General features: G+C 72.1%; 1 protein-coding gene and 1 pseudogene. Both read left to right on the top strand.

Features of this window, described 5'->3' with window-relative positions; translation table 11 throughout:
• Positions 1 to 110: pseudogene (locus EN742_RS39905) on the top strand (D-allulose-6-phosphate 3-epimerase); the annotation flags it as partial.
• Positions 110 to 605 (top strand): ROK family protein (locus EN742_RS36995; protein WP_148670616.1); only part of this gene is annotated, 496 nt, incomplete at its 3' end. The pseudogene EN742_RS39905 and the gene EN742_RS36995, both read left to right, overlap by 1 nt.

Below are 605 nucleotides of genomic sequence, written 5' to 3'. Positions count from 1 at the left end.
GCGTGCGCGCCGCCGGCGCCGATACGGTGGTGCTTGGCTCGCTTGCCTTCGGCGACCCCGACCTCGCGCAGCGCATGGCCTGGCTGCACGGCCTGAAGGCCGCCGCGTGATGAACACGGTCGCGCTCGCTTTCGATCTCGGCGGCACGGAGCTGCGCGGCGCGCTGATCGAGCGCGGCGGCGACGTCGTCGCCCGCGTCTCGGCGCCGACGCTCGCCGGCGCAGGATCGGAGGCGGTGATCGGCCAGATCATCACGCTGGCGGACAAATTGCTCAAGGAGCACCCGCAGGCCAAAGTCACCGGCATCGGCATGTGCGCGCCCGGTCCGCTCGACCCCAAGGCCGGCATCGTCATCGGGCCGCCGACGCTGGCCGGCTGGCACAATGTGCCGCTGATCGACATCCTCAGCCGGCAGTTCGGCCTGCCGGTGCGGCTCGAGAACGACGCCAATGCGGCAGCGCTCGGCGAATGGCGCTTCGGCGCCGGCCGCGGCGCCGGATCGCTGGTGTTCGTCACCGTCTCGACAGGCATCGGCGGCGGCGTCGTCGCCGACGGCCACATCTATCACGGCAGGCGCGGGCTGGCAGCCGAGATCGGCCACATGA

The sequence above is a fragment of the Mesorhizobium sp. M4A.F.Ca.ET.020.02.1.1 genome (genome assembly GCF_004022645.1).
Classification (GTDB): Bacteria; Pseudomonadota; Alphaproteobacteria; order Rhizobiales; family Rhizobiaceae; genus Mesorhizobium.
Note: the sequence above shows the minus strand (reverse complement) of the source record. Positions and strands in the feature narration are given on the sequence as shown.